Genomic DNA, 17561 nt, shown 5'->3' with positions numbered 1-17561 from the left:
CTCTCCAAGAAACCTGTCTGCCGTGATTGGCGACCTGCCAACACTTGAAAACGGACGAGACTAGGATGAAAACGCCCCATTATACGCTATTTTTTTGAGGGGTGCAAGAGGTTTTAATCATCATCAACCTTATCCGAAAGCGAATACCACACCGCCAAACTTTGTGCCGCCTGTGCCACATTATGCGTCCGCACAATGCCCGCCCCCTGTGCCACCGCAAGCATTGCAAGAGCGGTGCTGGCGGTATCTCGCTCGGCAGGATTGGTGTTTGCTAGGATTTCAATACCGCTCTCCGCTAGAATTTCGCCAACAAAGCGTTTACGAGACACGCCAAACAACATCGGATAACCTAGTTTGCCAAATTCGCTCAAATTCTTAACAATATCAATATGATGTCCATATTCTTTGGCAAAGCCCATACCCACATCAAGGACGATATTTTCTCGCCGAACGCCTGCTTGCAACGCCTTATCCGCCAAGCCGCCAAGCTCCGCCGACACTTCGGCTAGGACATCGTCATACACCGCCATTTTGTTCATTGTGAGAGGCTCGCCCCGACTGTGCATTAAGACAACAGGCAATGCCAAACGGCTTGCCATCTCACACGCCCCTGCCCGTTGTAAGCCCCGCACATCGTTCCAAATGTCCGCCCCCAAATCCGCCATTTGTGCCATAACGACAGGACTACTCGTGTCAATGGATAGCCAAAGATTGGGGTAGGTTTTTTTGATTTCGGTAACAATGGGCGTTAGGCGAGCCAGCTCCAACTCGTCTGTAACAGGCGTGGCATTGGGGCGAGTGGATTCCGCTCCAATGTCAATAATGTCTGCCCCTTGCTGTAGCATCTCGTCCACTCGGGCAAGGGCGGTGTGGGTGGCGGTAAATTGCCCACCGTCCGAAAAAGAATCGGGCGTTACATTTAAAATTCCCATTATTCTGGGTTTGGATAAATTTAAAATTTTGCCATTGGCGGATAAGGCAAAATTGGGTAAAGGGGCGAATAATGGGTTTTGGATTTCGTTAAAGTCGGTCATTTCAATTTGTCCAAATAGGTTTTAAATTTTGAAAATATTATAGCAGATAATTTTATTAAAAACATTGTATTTTTTAAAATTGTTTTTTATTTTTAAAATCATAAGGTTCGTATTACACAACACCTTATTTAACTTATCGGTTATTTTTTGATAATAAAGTATTTTTTAAAATAAAAACCATTAAGGTATAATCTTATAATGATAATTTTTAATGGTGTGTGATACGCACCTTACACTCCAAATTAAAAAATAAAATAATTAAATTGCCATTTGTAGTTATTAACTTTTAATAGTTCTTGATACACGCCTTGCCAAACTTAATTTTAAAAAGTAGTAAAATGAAAAATTGGTAGTAGTCTAAAAAGTATGCCAAACTAGGTTTTCCGTTCGCCCTGAGCCTGCCTGCGGGTAGGAAAACCGTTATGGCTCGACAACCACGCCACGAACGGTTTTCTTTGTAGCATACTTTTTGAACCAAAGCCGAAAAATTATTATTTTTTTCATTTAAAAAAACCACAATCTAATTAACTTTAAAAAATAATTTTTATTACACAATAAACCTTGAAAAAAATTTTTAATTATGCCATTATACTTTATTTTAAAATCCTTGTTAAGGAAAAACTTTGCACTATTTTGAACAACACAAAAGCGGGGAGCGGGCGATTTTGGTGCATTGCACCTTTAAAAGTTTGGATTTTGCCGACAATCAAAACGATTTGGACGAATTTCGCCTACTTGCCATTTCTGCCGATGCCCAGATTTTGGGCGAAATCACAGGCACAATGAACAAACCTTCTGCCAAATATTTTGTAGGGATGGGCAAGGCGGACGAAATCGCCAAGCAAGTCGCTGAGACGGGAGCGGAAATTGTTCTTTTTAATCATACACTTACGCCCAGTCAAGAACGCAATTTGGAAAAAATCTTGCAATGTAAGGTCATTGACCGTATGGGGCTAATTTTGGACATTTTTGCCAAACGAGCAAGGACTTATGAAGGAAAATTGCAAGTGGAATTGGCACAGCTGACCCATTTATCGTCAAGGCTGGTGCGTGGCTATGCCCATCTTGGGCAACAAAAAGGCGGTATCGGTCTTCGGGGGCCGGGCGAAACTCAGCTTGAAACCGATAGACGGCTACTCCAAGTGCGGGTAAATCAGCTCAAAGCCAAGCTCGCCAAAGTCAAACAAACCCGCCAAATCGGACGAGCCAAACGCACCAAATCGTCCACGCCCACCGTCTCGCTGGTCGGCTACACCAACGCAGGCAAATCCACGCTGTTCAACGCCTTGACGGACGAGAACATTTATAGTGCCGACCAGCTATTTGCCACGCTTGATCCCACTTTGCGTCAAATTGACTGGCAAGGCGTGGGCAAAGTGGTGCTGGCGGACACGGTCGGCTTTGTGCAAAATCTGCCACACGAACTGGTGGAGAGCTTTCACGCCACACTGGAAGAGACTTTGGAAGCAGATTTGTTATTGCATATTATTGACAGTAGCAGTCCCAACATGCACGAGCAGATTGACGCAGTTAATAGCGTCCTTCATGAAATTGGTGCAACCGCCCCTGTCTTGCTTGTCCACAACAAAATCGACAAAACCAAAGAAAAGCCCACCATTCATTATAAGGACGCTACCACACCCCACCGTGTTTATGTGTCGGCTCATGCAAATTTGGGTATCGATGAACTAACCCAAGCGGTGCAGGAACTTTTGGTGGGGGGCTTGTCGGATTTTCACTTAACCCCACCCTATCACGCAGGACAATTAAAAAACGCCTTGCATGAGCTTGGGGTCATCACCCATAGCGAATTTGACGATACAGGACATGAGATACTCACGGTTCGCCTTGCCAAAGACAAATTAAAAGAGCTACTCGGCAAATATCATTTTAATGCCTTTGATGTATTACCACCACATGAGGCAAACAGTCTTTTGCCTGTATTGGAGGAGTTTGAAAAAGTAAATATCAAACCCAATGATGATAATAATGACGAATTAAATCCGTTTTGTTTGTAATCATTTATTCACACCCAAAGAATATTAAAATTGGCACAAAATAAATTCTGGTGCAAGGTGTATATCACGCACCATAAAAAATAACCTTAAATGGTGCGTATTACGCACCTTACAGCTTATGGTAGTTTTCAAATTCTGTGAATGTGATTTTTAATGATAGTTTAAAAAACCAATAATGGTTTTTTGTGTTTAACGAGTATTTAAACTCCCCCACAACTTCTCCAATTTCTTCGCCGACACCGAACCCATCGTTTTCATCGGCTGAGCAAAAAGCTGGATACGGTATTCTTCGACAAGCCAGCGATACTCGCTAATTTTTGGGTCGTGAATGCGGTTTGCTAGCCTTTCCATATGCTCATCAAGGGCATACACCCCGTCCAAATCATTGTCCAGATTGTTGGGCAAACGGTCAAGACGCACCTTTAATGCCCCCAAATAACGGGGATACTGTCGCCAAGCGTCATAAGGCACACGGTAAACAAAATCGCCCAAACACAAATCATCAAGCTGGTCTTCAATGTCATCAATGCTTTCGCCAAAAATCTCACGGTCAAGCATGAGCAGTTGCCCACGCACGATTTGCCATGTGGTATAAATCTCTTTTAGCGCCTTTAACATCTCTTGTCCCACGCTCAAAAACTGACCGCTTATCAGCTCCCTAACCGCCCCAAACTCGCCTGCATTTAGGGGCACTTTGTCAAGCAAATCGCCCATCTTATCATCACGCACAAAGCCCGCCACCTTTTCACGCACGCTCGTATCAACAAAGGGCTTGGCGTATTTTTCAAAAGTCGCTTGCAAAGTCGCATCCACCAAAACGCTTTTTAATTTTTCCAAATCACCCAAAGGAGCGAACGCCATTTTAAAGGCTTTATCAATTTGAGAAGTCAGCTGTTTTTGTTTTGCTCCGAGTGTCAGCTTGACAAGCGACAACACGCCTTTTTTGTGCATGGCTAATGCCCCTGCCAAGTCGCCAAACTCCACCACCGCCACTTTGCCCGTCTCATCAGGACTTAGGGCAAAAAAGGCTTGTGTTACCATGCCCTTATGATGACGAGTTTTGATAAAGTCAAAATGCTCAGGGAAGCTGTCGTGAATGCCTTCGGACACGGTCTGTACTTGGGCGTGCGTGCGGTACTTGGCTTGCAATTTTTCTAAATCTCGCCCTTTTTCAATCACTCGCCCCTTGTCATCAAGCACACAAATCAAGGGCTGTAAATAAGTGTCAATCTTGCTTGGCTTAAAGTCATCAGCACCGACCTTCACGCCCAGTCTAAGAAGCTGTCCACAAAGCTGGTCTAAGAGTCCCACGCCATTGCCCTGCACGAGCTTATCCATCAGAGCGTGGGCAGTGTCAGGAATGGGGACGATTTTTTTGCGAATGTCTTTTGGCAAGGTTTTTAACAGGCTTGCCACCAGTTCATACCGCCACCCTGCCACACCCCACAATAAATCCACGCCATCAAGCTGAGACAACGCCCCTGCCCCCACTTTGACGCTTACGCCGTCATCGTCCGAGCTTGGGTCAAAGACATAGGACAAGGGGAATTTGACTGCCCCCACCTGCCAAAATTTGGGAAATTCTTGTCCGACATTGACGACATTGTTTACGACATCTTCGTCTTTAAATTTTAAAAACTCATCATCGCCCACTTTGCCAAGCCAATCTTCAAAGGCTTTGGCGGACGCAATGTGGGGCGGAATTTTATCATCATAAAATTCATACAGTCGCTCTTCGTCCACGAGTAAATCTCGCCGTCTTAGCTTGTCTTCGGTGTCGCCCACGTCTTTGATTTTTTGGCGGTTGTGGGTCAAAAACGGCAGGGCTTTAGGGTATCGCTCGTCCGCTTGGCTGTCCTGTACGTCCCCCACCAGAGCATCACGGATAAATATCTCACGGCTTGCGGTCAGGTCAATGGTTTCATAATTAACCAATTGTTTATGAACAATAATCAGCCCAAACAGGCTAATCTGAGCATAGGCTTGCACTCTTCCGGCTTTTTTTGACCAATGTGGCTCAAAATAATGATATTTTAAAAGATTTTTGCCTGCCAACAAAATCCACTCAGGCTCAATCTTGGCAAGTGTACGCATATACACTTGTGAAGTTTCCACTACTTCAAAGGCAAGCACCCAATCCACGCCTTTTTTATGCAAGGTGCTGGCAGGGAAAATACGTGCCTTTTGGTTTTTGGTCATGAGATACTCGCCCACCGTGTCGGTTTTGTGAGCAACAAAGGACAACAGAGCGGTCAATAACGCCCGATGAATGCTGGCATAATCTTCGCTAAATTGCGGTTTGGTTTTGCCTTGTTCTTTTAAACTGGCTAAAATCGCACTGTTTCCCACCTTAGCTTTTTTACCGCCTTTTAAGCTAATGCGACCTTTTGGGGCATCTTTTTTATCATCAGCTTTTTTGGCATTATTATCGTCAATTTTATTGTCATTATCAGCAACCTGATAACCCAAATCCGCCACCATTTGACTAAGCTGTTCATGCGTTTTTTGCCATTCTTTGATGCGTGGAAATGACAAATAATGCTTTTTGGCAAAATTCTTGCGTCCGTTGCCAGTCAGCTTATTGCCACCGTGCATTTCATGGGCGTTAAACAGTATGTTAAACAATTCTACATAAAACAAAAAGTCCGAATTTTCACGGCGAAACAGGGCGTGCTTTTGGTCAGCTTGCGACTGTTTATCGGCAGGTCGCTCACGCACGTCTTGCACGGCAAGGGCGGAGACGATGATGAGCATTTTGTCAAGGCAGGCAAATTCATGCCCTGCGATGAGCATACGGGCAAGGCGTGGGTCTATCGGCATACGAGCCATTTTTTTGCCAATGTCGGTCAAAGCGGAGTGTTTTTGTTTGCTCGTTTTTCCTTTTAGGGCTTTTTTAAAGGCGGTTTTGGTGGGCGTGTCGGATAACGCCCCAAGCTCGTGCAAGAGCTTGCGTCCGTCATTGATAAGGCGTAAATCAGGCGGTGTGATAAAGTCAAATTCTGCCACATCGCCCAGCCCCAAATGCTCCATTTGCAAAATCACGCTTGCCAAATTGGTACGCAAAATCTCAGGCTCGGTAAAAGGCGGACGGCTGTCAAAATCTTCTTTTGAGTACAAACGTATACACACACCATCCCCAATCCGTCCACACCGCCCTTGGCGTTGGTTCGCCGCCGCTTGGCTAATGGCTTCAATGGGCAAGCGTTGAATGCGTGAGCGGTAATTATAACGGCTCACACGGGCAAAGCCCAAATCTATCACATAGCGGATGTTTGGCACGGTAAGAGCGGTCTCCGCCACATTCGTTGAAATGATAATCCGCCTGCCCCCTGTGGGCTTAAAAATACGCTGCTGTTCGGCAAAACTTTGGCGGGCAAACAGGGGCAAAATCTGAGCATGGGGCGGTGCGTAAGCGGTCAAAATGTCCTGTATCTCACGAATCTCAGCTTCGGTACTGGCAAAAATCAATATGTCCGACTGCGTGGGGTGTCCTTTGGTGCGTGCGTCTTCAAAACACTCGGCAACGGCAGACATCAAGGCTCGGGGCAGTTTGTCTTCCATGTCATCAAAAGCGTCATCGTCATGGCTTTTGACAATCTCATCTATCAAGGGGCGATAGCGGGTCTCCACAGGATAGCTTCGCCCTTCTACGTTGATAATCGGCACATCGCCCTCCATACCATTTTTGCCCGCACTTTTAAAATACTCGGCAAAGCGGGCGGTGTCTAGGGTGGCGGACGTGATGATGACCTTTAAATCAGGGCGTTTTGGCAGTAGGCGTTTTAGATAACCCAAAATAAAGTCAATATTTAGGCTACGTTCGTGGGCTTCATCAATGATAATGGTGTCATAGCGTGTCAAAAACTTGTCCGACCCCAGCTCGGCAAGCAAAATACCGTCCGTCATGAGTTTGATAAGACTATCACGACTGCCCTGCTCGGTAAATCGCACCTTAAAACTCACCGTCTGCCCCAAACTCTCGCCAAGCTCGTCTGCAATTCGCATAGCAACACTGCGAGCGGCAAGCCGTCTGGGCTGAGTGTGTCCGATTTGCCCTGTGATGCCCTGTCCTGCGAGCATGGCAAGTTTGGGAAGCTGAGTGGTTTTGCCAGAACCCGTCTCGCCTGCGACAATGATGACTTGATTGTCCTGTATCGCACGGATAATCTCATCGGCTCGGGCGGTAACGGGCAAATCGGCATTGAGCTTATCCTTTAAATCAGACGGCACGCTGTCCATACGAGCTTGTACCGCCTGACTAGAACGCTCAATGATACTGTCAAGCTGGGCTTGCTTTTTGGCTTTGATGTCGGGCGGAAAATTGCCACGCAACTCACGCTCTAAGCGATGAGCGATGTGGCGGTCTTTGGCGAGTAGGATGGTGTTGGGATTTTGGGTTGTATTTGGCATTGTTGTGTTATCATTAATCATTCTAAAAATCAGATAAATGGGGCTTATGCAAGGATTTACAAGCCGTGCCACTGGCATTAAGGATAATTTTCATACCGTTTGTAAACTTAGGCACACTTTTTGGTGTGGTTTTTTAAAAAAACAGCTATAATAAGCCATTTTTGGCAAAATTTTATACGATGAGCGAACTTAACGTCTTAGATTTGATTTTAGAAGCCAGTTTGCTGGTGCAACTGGTCATGGGATTGCTACTGTTGTTGTCATTGATTGGTTGGGGGTTGATTTTTCGCCTGTCCGCCAAACTCGGCAGTGCCAAACGCTTTGATAATGATTTTGAAGCGTGGCTATGGTCAGGCAACACCCTTGCCAAACAGTACAGCTCAGTTGCCAATGAGCCTGAACGCACCGGCTTAGAGCAGGTATTTTTTGTCGGTTATGGCGAGTTTTTAAAAGCCCAAAAATCAGGGGCAATGCGAGCCGACACACTAGACAGTGTTGAGCGTAAATTTAAAGTCGCCATTGGCAAACAACAAGCCGTATTAGAGCAAGGCTTGGCAACCTTAGCCAGTATCGCATCGGTGTCGCCTTATATCGGACTGTTTGGCACAGTGTGGGGGATTATGACCGCTTTTATTGGGTTATCTAGTGCTGAGAGCGTGAGCCTTGCCACCGTCGCCCCTGGTATTGCCGAAGCCTTGATTGCCACCGCCATGGGGTTATTTGCCGCCATTCCTGCCAGTCTTGCCTTTAACCATTTTAGTGCCAAGGCAGGGGCGTTGTACGAGTCTCGGGCGCTATTTTGTGAAGAGCTAACGGGTGTATTTGCTCATGAGTACACCATGGCACAGCGTAATGGTCGGAGTTAGGCGACATCATGAAAAACAGCTACGCACGTGCCAAAAAACCCCTAAATAGCGAGATGAATGTCGTCCCTTACATTGACGTCATGCTCGTGCTACTCATCATCTTTATGGTAACCACCCCCATGCTCACGACAGGGGTAGAAGTCAATTTGCCAAGTGAGAAAACCAGTAACATCACCAAAAGTGAGCTGACCCCTGTCATCGTCTCTCTCACCAAAGATGGTGAGCTGTTTGTCAGTCATGAGAGGGCCATTGACCAAGCCATCAGCGAGAGCGAGCTGTCTGCCTTGCTTACCGACATGGCACAGGCGAACATCGGCGAGAGCAGTAGCCAGCTCCAAGTACTGATTAATGCCGATAAAGATAACGCCTATGAAGCGGTCATGCACGTCATGGCACTGGTGCAAGGGGCTGGCGTTACCAAAGTGGGCTTATTAAGCAGTCAAAATGGCAAAGAGAACAAAAAAGCCAAAAAATAACACAGTCGCCACTGGCGTTTTGTATTTAACTCCTTGATAAAACACACCATCAATTCACTTTAAAAACCCAAATATCCATGAATTACACACCCACCGACATCAACACCAAACAACCCAGCTCCACCCTCTCTATGATGGTAAGCCTACTGGTACATGGGCTGATTGTGGGCGGGATTATTTTTGCCTACACCCAAAAAAAACCCTCACCAGAGGTAGTGTCCTTAGAGGCAAGTTTGGTAACGGGCGATGATTTGGCAGGGGCAGAGGCGATGATTGCCGAAAAATTTGCCCAAAATCAAGCCAATGCCCAAGCACAAGAAACCAACCAAGACAGCACAGACACTCGCAGTGAGCAGTTAGAGGCGTATTACAATGACTTAGCTGAAAAAGAACGGGCTTATGAGGCACAGATGGCAGAATACGCCAAAAGCCTAGATGAGGAGATACTCTCAGAAATAGAGCTACAACGAGAGGCAATGGAGGCAGAGGAACGAGAACGCCAAGAGGCAGTGGCAGAGTTTCAAGCTCGTGAACGCAGTAATGATGAGATTGCCCGTGAAAACATCGAAGGACTTAACAAAGCTCGTGAACGCCGTGATGAGGCAATCGCCCAAATGGAGCGTGCCAACAAACAAGAAAACAAAAGTTCAAGCAGTGATGAAAGCACCTTCAAAGACACGCCCACCACCCCCACCGTAGGACGTGGCGGAGCGGTCAGTGGCGGTAATAGCAGTGGCAGTAGCGGACAAAGTAGCAACCCCAACGAAGTCATCTCTGCCTTGCAACGCCACATTCGCTCACATTGGCGAGCCACTGGTAAAAACCAAACCTTGCAAGTCAAGCTCAAAGTGGATGGCGGTGGTAACGTGCTGAGCGTGCAAGTCTCAGGCGGTGATGATTATTTGCGTGAACAGCTAGAAGATACCGTGCGTCGAGCCAGTCCACTCACGCCCATTGTTGGCACGAATTATCGTGACTTGAATTTTAATTTTAAAATCAATTAGAATATATAGGGCGTGCCTGCCCTTTATAACACTATTTACAATATAGAAATATTTTAGAAAAACTGATCGTTTTTGCATGAAAAATGGCTAAATCTTGTGGCTCGAAGGCGAAAACTTGTCTGATAGAAAACTCACAGCCTCAAGTTTTTTCCTTGAAAAACGTGCGATTTTTCGTGATTTTCATTGCAAATACAAAAGTTTAGCACGCCCTGCATTTCCAAATATCATATTTAAACATTTTTAAGGATACCTCATGAACATCAAAACCCCCCTATCCCACCTAACCCTGGCTGTCGCCCTAGTCGTGGCGAGCCCTGCTTTTGCCGTGGGTTATGGCTCACTGGGCAACACCAATGACAGCGAGCTTAACTTTGACATTGACGTCGATGGTGTGCAAAACCCCTACCAAGTCGCTCTCATTCCCTTTGCTGGCGACAGTGTGGTCAGCAACACCATCAACAACAACTTAAGCCACACCGAACTAAAAACCACCAGTCAAAACCTACCCCAACGTGCCCACTCCTCTGCCGAGATTAGCCAAAACCTATCACATTGGCAAAATGCTGGTTTTAATTATGTCGTGGTTGGACAAACCCAAAACGTCACAGGGGGCAAAATCGCCATCGTCTTTGAAGTCATCGAAGTCGCCACGGGACGTGTCATGCAAGGCAGACAAACCAAATACAGCGAGAACAACCAAAGCAAACTTCGCCACACCGCTCATGTTGTGAGCGATAAGATTTATGAAATCATCACAGGCGAACCAGGCGACTTTACAGGGCGTATCGCTTATGTCGAAGAGACAGGCGACCCACGCAATAAAACCTCCACCCTAAAAGTGATGGACGCTGACGGGCAAAACGTCCGTGTGCTATTTAGCACGCAAGGCTCTATTTTTAGTCCCACATGGTCGCCTGACGGTCAGCGTATCGCCTACTCTGTACAAAAACCTAACGGCTTGCCAGTCATTCATCTGCAAAGTGCCAGTAGCAGTGGTGGCGGTCAAGTCATCACCCCATTTAAGGGTAACAACCTAGGGGCATCGTTCTCGCCTGACGGCACCAGCATTCTTTTCTCAGGCAGTCATGAAAATAATGACCCGTCCATCTATGAGCTACACATCGCCTCAGGTCATCTAAAACGCCTAACCAACATGAAAGGGGCAGAAAACTCACCGCAGTACACCCCAGACGGTCGCTCTTTTGTCTTTACCGCTGACAATGGCTCACGCACGCCACGCCTCTACCGCTACAACATGAACACAGGGCAAGCATCAGCCATTGGCGGTGCAGGGGCAAACCCCCGAGTCAGCCCAGATGGTAGCAAAATCGCCTACGTCTCAGGGCGTAGCCTAGTGGTAACAGGAGCTGGCACGATTGACACGACAGGCATTGATGAATCAGCAAGTTTCTCACCCAATGGCAATCGCATCGTTTATTCATCTCACAAAGGCGGACGTGGTCAGATGACCATTCGCTCTCTAAAAACAGGGCAAGCCTTTACCATTGACACCCAAGGGACGGTGCGTGAACCAACATGGTCACGTGGTGGTATCAACTGATTTGGACTTGTCAGTCATCCTAAAAAAACGCACGACTCATCTGCTCGTGCGTTTTGGCTTAGTGCTACTTTGTGGCATGCTCAGTGCCTGCCAACACATCCAGTGGGTGGATAGCCCCCTGCCCGTCACCCTAAACCCAAACCTTAACCCCAACACCCCCGAACACACGCCCAACCTACGACAAAAGCACCTGCCCATCCACCCCTATCATGGCAGAGCGATGTGCGATGACATTAGCTTTGCCAAAAATCCTGCCATCAAAAATCGCCTAGCCCTCAAGCCATGCACCCCCAAAGAAGCCAAGCGTTATGAAAAGCCGTCCTTTTTATTAGAAGATTGGTTTTAATCTTTATCAGATTCCGCCAAAGTACACCCAAGAAACTTTAAAATTACTACAAATACAATGATGTGTGGACGTAAGGGCGTGCTGAGCACGCCTTGTATAGTAATGTCATCAAAGGGTGTGCTCAGCACACCCCTACAAACCCATGGTAAATATCAAGTTGGTTGGGTGTATCATCCGCAGCAGACATACTCCAACTTTTCCCAACAAATATTTTGCCAAACGTCCGTATTTGTGGTATGTTAAAGCACTTCTATTATCAAGGATACCCATGACCATGAACGCCCTAACCGCTCTCGCTAAGCACACCACCATCGTTGCTGATACAGGTGACCTAACCGCCATCGCCCGCTTGCGTCCACGAGACGCCACCACCAACCCAAGCCTAGTCACCTCCGCCCTACTCTCAGGTGAGCATGACGAGCTTATTCGCCAAATCAAAGGCTTAGGACTGTCTGATGATGACACCATCGACCGTCTCACTGCCGAACTGGGCAAGCGGATACTGTCGCACATCGACGGACGGGTCTCCACCGAAGTGGACGCACGCCACTCATTTGACACCGACAAGACCCTGCAAAATGCCCTAGCATTCATCGAACTCTATGACAAACTGGGCGTAGACACCAGTCGCATTCTCATCAAAATCGCCGCCACTTGGCAAGGCATTAAGTCTGCCGAAATCCTAGAAAAACAAGGCATTCACTGCAACCTAACCCTGCTCTTTACCGACACCCAAGCCCGTGCGTGTGCTGACGCTGGGGTTAAGCTCATCTCGCCGTTTGTGGGGCGACTGACCGACTGGCAAAAGGCACATGAAAACCGCCAAAGCATTGACATAAATGATGATTTGGGCGTAAACTCAGTCAAAAATATTTATGAATTTTATAAATCGCACGGATATGCCACCGAAATCATGGGGGCAAGTTTTCGCTCCACCGCCCAAATCCTTGCCCTAGCAGGGTGCGACTTACTCACCATCTCGCCTGCCTTGCTTGATGAGCTTGCCAGCATGGAGACGGACGTTGCCCGCCAATTAAACCCAAGCCAAACGGTGCTAGAACGTCCTACACCCCTTGACGAACAAGGCTTTAAAAACTTACAAGACCACACTCCTGTCAATGAACTGCTTTTAAAAGGCATTGACGGCTTTGTCAAGGCTCGGGCGGACTTACGAAAACAGTTATTTGAAAAGTAATTGACAAAATAACTGAAAAAAATAATACGATTGATTTTTTAAATCAAAAAAGTCTTTACAAAATGGGCGTATGAGTGTAAACTATATGCCCATTTATCAATGAAGTTTTTGCCATGAAAAAATATCAATGTATCGTCTGCGGTTGGATTTATGATGAAGCCTTAGGCTGTCCCGAAGAGGGTTTGCCTGCTGGCACACGTTGGGAAGACATCCCAAACGACTGGACATGCCCCGACTGTGGCGTGAGCAAAGAAGACTTTGAGATGGTTGAGATTTAATCATTCATGGCCTATTTGCCACCGCCCATCGCCCACACGCCACCGCCAAGCTGGGATAGATTTAACCAAGACTGGCGAGCATCCGACCTATCGCCCCATTTTTATCAAAGCATGGTTGATGTTGGGCGTGGTATTACGCTGTGTGTCGAAGCAGGGGGCAACCCTGACCATCCACCTTTACTGTTCATCACAGGCTTTGGCTCGCAAATGCTGTTTTGGTCGGATACTTTTTTAAAAAAGTTTATGGACGCAGGGTTTTTTGTCATCAGATTTGACAACCGTGATACGGGTCTTTCCACCAAAATCAAGCACCTAACCAAACTGCCACACACCAACATCCTAAAAATGATTGCCAAAAACCAAATTGGCTTATCCAACGCCCGTGAAAAAGTCGCCTACACCCTACCCGACATGGCGGACGATGTCGCAGGGCTGATTGGGGCGATGAATTTGGGCAAAACACATCTGGTCGGGGCGAGCATGGGCGGTATGATTGCCCAAATCGTCTGTGCCAAATACCCCCATTATGTCGACAGGCTTGCCCTGCTGTTTAGTAGCACCAACCACCCCTTTTTGGTGCCACCCAAACCCAAAGAGTTCTCTACCTTTTTTAAAAAAGCCCAAAGCAACAGCGAACGGGACATGCTCCGTCATGCAGTATGGTTCATGACAGCGGTCGGCTCCCCCGGTCATCTAGACGTCAAAGGCACTCGCCACATCGCCTCAATCCGCTATCATCGCTGTCATCATCCGCTTGGCATGGCACAGCAGATGAACGCCATCCTTGCCACAGGCTCGATTTTCCAGTATACTCGTCAAGTGACCACCCCCACACTCGTCATTCACGGCAACAAAGACGGGCTACTGCACCAAAGCCACGGTAAACACATTGCCAAAATCATCCCAAACAGCCGATTCGTAGCGGTAGACGGCTTGGCACATGACCTGCCGGTGTATTATCAGCCGTATTTGGCAAGTTTGATAGTGGGACATTTATTATCACAAGCATAAACCCTGTGCCTTTGCCCCAATTTTTGAAATTTTGCCATGACTACTGTCTTTATCAACAAGCAAGCCCACCCCATCAACACCATCTACTGCGTCGGGCGTAGCTATGTGGAGCATATCCACGAGCTTAACAACGAAATCCCTGCCGAACCGTTGGTTTTTTTAAAACCCAACAGCAGTATCACAACAGGCGATACGCTCACCTTGCCCGACTTTTCGGAGAACGTCCATCACGAGACCGAGCTTGTGCTACTCATCGGCAAGAACAAGCAAATCATCGCCTACACGGTAGGGCTTGACTTGACTGCCAGAGACGTGCAAGACGTGTGCAAAGCTAAGGGCTTGCCGTGGCTTAAAGCCAAAGGTTTTAAGGGAGCGTGTTGGCTTGGGGGATTTAAGCCATTTAGCGAACGCCATTATCATTTATCCTTAGCCGTCAATGGCGAGATTCGTCAAGACGACAGCACCAAAAAGATGATGTATTCATTTGACTATCTGGTGGATTACTTGGATAATCTCTACGGTATACAAGCAGGCGACATCATCATGACAGGCTCACCAAAAGGTGTGGGCAAGATAGAACGTGGCGATAAACTGGTGGTGAGGATTGATGATGATAGGTATCATCTTAACATCCAATAACACCAAAATCCAAAGCCAACTTATTTCTTAACTTCTCCCCGTACTAAGCCCCGCCTTGCCATTTTCCCAAATGATCTTGGCAAGCACACGCCACGCCGACAGCTTAGGATTGGGCGATTTGCCTTGTCCGATGAGTGTCATTTGGCTCATATACCAGTCCATTTCTAGCACCGAGCCGATTTTATCATCAAGCGGTTTAACGCCTGTTTTAATCCGCTCGGTTTGCACCGTTTCATAAGCGCCATTTTTGATTTGATTAGGTAAATCAGGCACAAGGGCAAAAGGACGAGCCACGCCCACCATGTCCAAATGTCCGCTTGACAGTGCGTCATTCATCGCCTGCTTAGAGCGAAATCCACCTGTAATGATAAGTGGTACAGAGCAAACCTTGCGAGCTTTTTCGGCATAGTCCAAGAAAAAGGCTTCACGTTTTTGCGTGCTTGATTTTGCCGACAGCATTTGTGGATTTTCATAATTACCGCCAGAGATTTCAATAAAATCAATGCCTAAATCGGACAGGGCTTGCACCACGGTAATGCTTTCGCTTTCATCAAATCCGCCCTTTTGAAAATCGGCAGAATTGAGCTTTACCCCCACCAAAAAATCCGCCCCCACATTCGCCCGAATGCCTTCATAAATTTTTAATAAAAAACTCATACGGTTGGCAAGACTTCCGCCCCATTCATCATCACGGCGGTTGTGGTGTGGCGATAAAAATTGGCTGATGAGACACCCATGAGCCGCATGAATTTGTACACCTGAAAAACCTGCTTGTTCGGCAAGTTTGGCGGTATTGATAAATGCTTGAATTAAATCGTAAATTTCAGAATTTTGCAATTGGCGTGGCGGATTGATAAAGCCGTCCATACCCACAAGTGGCACGGCACTTGGGGCGACAGGTTCACGATTGACGGCTTTGGGCGACTGTTTGCCGGCGTGGTTGATTTGCATAATCATCAGCGTGCCTGCGGTTTTGCCAGCGTCCGCCCCGCTTTGAGCATAGGGAGAAAGCGGTCGTCCGACACCACGACATCGCCCACCGAGCCTTTGCCGTTTGGCGACACCATCACATTGCCCGTAACCAGCACGCTCGCCCCGCCCATCGCCCAAGTGTCATATAGGCGGACAAGCGTGTCGGTTGGCTTACTGTCGTGGGCGAGCTGTTCTTCCATGGCGGATTTAAAAAAGCGGTTTTTGGCGGTCGTGCCGTTGGGGAAAGTAAAGGGTTGAAATAGCATAAAAGGTCTCTTTTAAGTTGATATGTTTAAAAATTTAAACCTATTATAAGGGAGAATGTGGGGAAAGTCAAGGGGGCAGAATAAATAATAAAATAATTTTAAATAAAAACAATAACTTATACATTATTTTATTATTAAATTTAATTATTTCTTTACTATTTTGTTTTATTTTGATACTATATTCTCAAATGCTACTATTAATTTTGATTAAACATCCAATATAGGAGATAATTATGTCACTTGAACAATTTGACACCCAATGTAAAAGCCATTTCTTTCAGTTAGTGGACACATATGGTCCTAATTTTGTTGGTAAATACAACATATCAGAAGATGAAATCAGACAAGCACTTAACCGACAAAGAAGCACTCAGGAAATGTGGGAATTTACCAAAACTTTTTTTGAGCTAAAAGGCTACTGTGTCAGCCGAACAAGTTTTGGTTTTCAATTAGAATTGATAGCACGAACAATGGCTTCTTCACCAGACGACCAATTTAAGTTGGCAAAAGCCATAGAATCTTTTAGGTCAAGAGCTGTCTTGCAAGGAGATGTAGATAATATGTAAAAAATAAATAAAGCGTACACCGCATGGCATTTTACCAAAATTCTATATTTGGTGTGGTGTACGCATTTATAATGCTATACAGCTCTTCTTTTTACACCATTTTTCTCATAAACAGCACCCAACTCCCAAATCCCCCCTTCTCCAAAATCCCCGTTTTATTCTCAGCAACTGCTTGTATCATCGCCTTTGCCAAAACATCGGTCGGCATAGGTTTGGCGGATAACAATAAACCAAATTGATTTAAAAATGATAAGGCTTTTTCGCTGACCATTTCGCCCAAACGGTCGCTGTTTTCTCGTTTTAATAAAGGCGGTCGCAAAATAGTTAAATGGGTTAAGCCAATATTTTGCAAAGCCGTTTCCAATTCTCCTTTTAAACGATAATAAAACAATCGGCTATCTGCACTCGCTCCGTCCGATGATAAGACCAAAAAGCGTGCAATGCCATTTTGTTTGGCGATATGGGCAAATACGAGCGGATAATCATAATCTATTTTGCGTTGATTTTGTTGATTGCCTGTTTGTTTTAAAGTTGTGCCAAGACAGCAAAACAGCACATCGCCTTTTATTTTATCCGCCCAATCAGAAGGTTTGTCAAAATCAATCAAATGCACGGTTAATTTTGGGTGGTTAATTGCCACAAGCTTTCGTACAAAGACAACCACACTTTGATAATGCTCATTATTTAATAACATTTGGGTTAAGGCTTTGCCTGTTGCTCCGATGATAATAGCTTTCATTTTAATCAAGCATTTCACTTATTTTTATAATAAACCACAATTAAACACCTATTTCATAGATGAATAAACATTCTTAATTTTCATTAAAAAAGGGCAGTGGTTCAAAAAGTATGCTGTAACAAAAACTAAAAAGACAACTTAACCAAACAGTGGTAATTTACGGTTATGAAGACGACAATT

At 46.0% G+C, this 17561-nt stretch carries 16 protein-coding genes; 11 read left to right on the top strand and 5 right to left on the bottom strand.

Annotation, left to right across the window (positions count from 1 at the left end):
- Window positions 1-113: 113 nt before the first annotated feature.
- Window positions 114-1034, bottom strand: coding sequence for a dihydropteroate synthase (folP, locus tag K941_RS0100905; protein WP_084137632.1), 921 nt, complete (start codon window positions 1032-1034; stop codon window positions 114-116).
- 623 nt (window positions 1035-1657) lie between these two features.
- Here folP and hflX point away from each other — a divergent pair.
- Window positions 1658-3052, top strand: a complete 1395-nt coding sequence (gene hflX / locus K941_RS0100900; protein WP_029102109.1) for a ribosome rescue GTPase HflX — start codon at window positions 1658-1660, stop codon at window positions 3050-3052.
- A gap of 189 nt (window positions 3053-3241) precedes the next feature.
- Here hflX and hrpA read toward each other — a convergent pair whose 3' ends face one another.
- The gene (hrpA, locus tag K941_RS0100895; protein ID WP_029102108.1) at window positions 3242-7462 is read right to left on the bottom strand and encodes an ATP-dependent RNA helicase HrpA; all 4221 of its coding nucleotides are present in this window, start codon (window positions 7460-7462) and stop codon (window positions 3242-3244) included.
- Window positions 7463-7641: 179 nt separating this feature from the next.
- On the opposite strand from hrpA, the gene tolQ reads away from it, so the two are divergent.
- The 9 genes from tolQ to K941_RS0100850 all read left to right on the top strand — a co-directional run bounded on the left by tolQ (window position 7642) and on the right by K941_RS0100850 (window position 14838).
- The gene (gene tolQ / locus K941_RS0100890; protein WP_029102107.1) at window positions 7642-8328 is read left to right on the top strand and encodes a protein TolQ; all 687 of its coding nucleotides are present in this window, start codon (window positions 7642-7644) and stop codon (window positions 8326-8328) included.
- A gap of 8 nt (window positions 8329-8336) precedes the next feature.
- Window positions 8337-8804 carry a protein TolR gene (gene tolR, locus K941_RS0100885; RefSeq protein ID WP_029102106.1) on the top strand — a complete coding sequence of 156 codons (468 nt, stop codon included), beginning with the start codon at window positions 8337-8339 and terminating at the stop codon, window positions 8802-8804.
- 77 nt (window positions 8805-8881) lie between these two features.
- Entirely contained in the window at window positions 8882-9808 is a 927-nt protein-coding gene (locus K941_RS0100880) for a cell envelope integrity protein TolA (protein WP_029102105.1), read from the top strand.
- Window positions 9809-10061: 253 nt separating this feature from the next.
- A complete protein-coding gene (locus K941_RS14285) occupies window positions 10062-11369 on the top strand; it encodes a PD40 domain-containing protein (protein ID WP_051225771.1) in 1308 nt (435 codons plus the stop codon).
- A complete protein-coding gene (locus K941_RS0100870; protein ID WP_029102104.1) occupies window positions 11335-11715 on the top strand; it encodes a hypothetical protein in 381 nt (126 codons plus the stop codon). Before K941_RS14285 ends, K941_RS0100870 begins: the two co-directional genes overlap by 35 nt.
- Window positions 11716-11989: 274 nt before the next feature.
- A complete protein-coding gene (locus K941_RS0100865; protein WP_029102103.1) occupies window positions 11990-12910 on the top strand; it encodes a transaldolase family protein in 921 nt (306 codons plus the stop codon).
- Window positions 12911-13023: 113 nt separating this feature from the next.
- Window positions 13024-13188 carry a rubredoxin gene (locus K941_RS0100860; RefSeq protein WP_029102102.1) on the top strand — a complete coding sequence of 55 codons (165 nt, stop codon included), beginning with the start codon at window positions 13024-13026 and terminating at the stop codon, window positions 13186-13188.
- Window positions 13189-13194: 6 nt separating this feature from the next.
- A complete protein-coding gene (locus tag K941_RS0100855) occupies window positions 13195-14199 on the top strand; it encodes an alpha/beta fold hydrolase (protein WP_029102101.1) in 1005 nt (334 codons plus the stop codon).
- Between the two features lie 36 nt (window positions 14200-14235).
- The gene (locus K941_RS0100850; RefSeq protein ID WP_029102100.1) at window positions 14236-14838 is read left to right on the top strand and encodes a fumarylacetoacetate hydrolase family protein; all 603 of its coding nucleotides are present in this window, start codon (window positions 14236-14238) and stop codon (window positions 14836-14838) included.
- A 27-nt stretch (window positions 14839-14865) separates the two neighbouring features.
- Here K941_RS0100850 and K941_RS14280 read toward each other — a convergent pair whose 3' ends face one another.
- Complete coding sequence (locus K941_RS14280) at window positions 14866-15795, bottom strand: oxidoreductase (protein ID WP_208854343.1); 930 nt, start codon at window positions 15793-15795, stop codon at window positions 14866-14868.
- Window positions 15795-16076 (bottom strand): oxidoreductase, encoded by a 282-nt coding sequence (locus K941_RS17930; protein WP_208854342.1) that lies wholly within the window; start codon window positions 16074-16076, stop codon window positions 15795-15797. Before K941_RS17930 ends, K941_RS14280 begins: the two co-directional genes overlap by 1 nt.
- A gap of 233 nt (window positions 16077-16309) precedes the next feature.
- On the opposite strand from K941_RS17930, the gene K941_RS0100840 reads away from it, so the two are divergent.
- Window positions 16310-16642 carry a hypothetical protein gene (locus K941_RS0100840; RefSeq protein ID WP_029102099.1) on the top strand — a complete coding sequence of 111 codons (333 nt, stop codon included), beginning with the start codon at window positions 16310-16312 and terminating at the stop codon, window positions 16640-16642.
- Between the two features lie 91 nt (window positions 16643-16733).
- On the opposite strand, the gene K941_RS14275 is transcribed toward K941_RS0100840, so the two are convergent.
- Window positions 16734-17381 (bottom strand): NAD(P)H-binding protein, encoded by a 648-nt coding sequence (locus K941_RS14275; protein ID WP_051225770.1) that lies wholly within the window; start codon window positions 17379-17381, stop codon window positions 16734-16736.
- Between the last annotated feature and the right edge of the window lie 180 nt (window positions 17382-17561).

This window comes from Moraxella caprae DSM 19149 (genome assembly GCF_000426885.1).
GTDB lineage: Bacteria > Pseudomonadota > Gammaproteobacteria > Pseudomonadales > Moraxellaceae > Moraxella > Moraxella caprae.
The sequence above is the reverse complement of the archived record's forward strand: the minus strand, read 5'-3'. Positions and strand labels throughout refer to the sequence as shown.

Bases quoted from the DNA above. Each gene is read 5' to 3' on its own strand.
- K941_RS14280 (WP_208854343.1), bottom strand. From the start codon at position 15,795: ATGATTATGCAAATCAACCACGCCGGCAAACAGTCGCCCAAAGCCGTC.
- K941_RS14275 (WP_051225770.1), bottom strand. From the start codon at position 17,381: ATGAAAGCTATTATCATCGGAGCAACAGGCAAAGCCTTAACCCAAATG.
- K941_RS0100880 (WP_029102105.1), top strand. From the start codon at position 8,882: ATGAATTACACACCCACCGACATCAACACCAAACAACCCAGCTCCACC.
- folP (WP_084137632.1), bottom strand. From the start codon at position 1,034: ATGACCGACTTTAACGAAATCCAAAACCCATTATTCGCCCCTTTACCC.
- K941_RS0100840 (WP_029102099.1), top strand. From the start codon at position 16,310: ATGTCACTTGAACAATTTGACACCCAATGTAAAAGCCATTTCTTTCAG.
- tolR (WP_029102106.1), top strand. From the start codon at position 8,337: ATGAAAAACAGCTACGCACGTGCCAAAAAACCCCTAAATAGCGAGATG.
- K941_RS17930 (WP_208854342.1), bottom strand. From the start codon at position 16,076: ATGCTATTTCAACCCTTTACTTTCCCCAACGGCACGACCGCCAAAAAC.
- K941_RS0100860 (WP_029102102.1), top strand. From the start codon at position 13,024: ATGAAAAAATATCAATGTATCGTCTGCGGTTGGATTTATGATGAAGCC.
- tolQ (WP_029102107.1), top strand. From the start codon at position 7,642: ATGAGCGAACTTAACGTCTTAGATTTGATTTTAGAAGCCAGTTTGCTG.
- K941_RS0100865 (WP_029102103.1), top strand. From the start codon at position 11,990: ATGAACGCCCTAACCGCTCTCGCTAAGCACACCACCATCGTTGCTGAT.
- K941_RS0100850 (WP_029102100.1), top strand. From the start codon at position 14,236: ATGACTACTGTCTTTATCAACAAGCAAGCCCACCCCATCAACACCATC.
- hrpA (WP_029102108.1), bottom strand. From the start codon at position 7,462: ATGCCAAATACAACCCAAAATCCCAACACCATCCTACTCGCCAAAGAC.
- K941_RS0100855 (WP_029102101.1), top strand. From the start codon at position 13,195: ATGGCCTATTTGCCACCGCCCATCGCCCACACGCCACCGCCAAGCTGG.
- K941_RS14285 (WP_051225771.1), top strand. From the start codon at position 10,062: ATGAACATCAAAACCCCCCTATCCCACCTAACCCTGGCTGTCGCCCTA.